Source organism: Streptomyces milbemycinicus (assembly GCF_002154605.1).
GTDB classification, from domain to species: domain Bacteria; phylum Actinomycetota; class Actinomycetes; order Streptomycetales; family Streptomycetaceae; genus Streptomyces; species Streptomyces milbemycinicus.
Window position 1 is genome coordinate 1 of sequence record NZ_MUNE01001098.1, and the last position, 937, is coordinate 937.

The 937-nt window shown below is 66.6% G+C and carries 1 protein-coding gene and 1 pseudogene; one reads left to right on the forward strand and one right to left on the reverse strand.

All coding sequences use genetic code 11. The features are described from left to right. A pseudogene (locus CCN51_RS51305) lies at window positions 1–335 on the forward strand (SAM-dependent methyltransferase); the annotation flags it as partial. Here the strand turns inward: CCN51_RS51305 and CCN51_RS51310 are convergent. Beyond that, on the reverse strand, window positions 336–937 hold a 602-nt coding region (locus tag CCN51_RS51310; protein WP_086861241.1), incomplete at its 5' end, for an SGNH/GDSL hydrolase family protein.

Here is a 937-nt window from a genome sequence, read left to right on the forward strand (position 1 = left end):
CGGGCGGCCGGTTCGTCATCGAGCTGTGGGTCCCCGAGGTACGGAAGCTTCCCCCCGGTCAGCAGGCCGTGGTCTGGCAGTCCGAGGCCGGTTACATCGGCCTGGACACGTACGACGTACTGCGTCAGCACGTCGTCTCCCACCACTTCCGGTTCGGCGAGGGCAGAGAGGCACGGGTGTTCCGCAGCCCGCACCGTTACATCTGGCCGACCGAACTCGATCTCATGGCCCAGCTGGCCGGGTTCGAGCTGGAGTCCCGGCATGCCGACTGGCAGGGAGCGGAATTCACGGCCGAATCGCGCTCCCATGTCTCGGTGTACAGGCTCCGTCAGTGACTACCGGGCCGTCGTCGCCTCCTGGTACGACGCTCGTCCCGTCCGTGCCGGGCCCCTGACGTCCATGCTGCCGGGCACCGAGAGAAGCGCGCTGTACCAGACGTTGGCCATCTTGCTGTAGCCGCCCGCGTTCGGATGCACTCCGTCCGCCAGGTCGGCGGTCGTGAGTGCCCGGTACATGTCAACCAGATGGACGCGCTTGCCCGCGTTCACCTTGCTCTGCACGATCCCGGGGATCGTCGCGTTGAAGGTACGGACGGCCGAGTCGAAGGAGGATATGGGGATGATCGTGGCCACGAAGACCTCCGTATTGGGGGACGTGGCGGTGATGTGGTCGAGCAGCGTGGAGAGCCGGCCCGGTGCTCCGGCGGGGTCGCTGCCGTACATGTCGTTGGTGCCGATGTGCAGGAGTACGGTGCGCGGGGTGTAGGTGCGCAGCCAGTTCACGACGTTGCTGTCGATCTGGCCGATCGTCCACCCGGAGTGGCCTTCGTGGTCCCGGTCGCCGAGATTACCCGGACCGTTGGACATGGAACCGACGAAGTCGACGTTGTGGCCGCCTGCCACGAACTTCTGCCAGAGGTCGACGCGGTAGCCGCCGG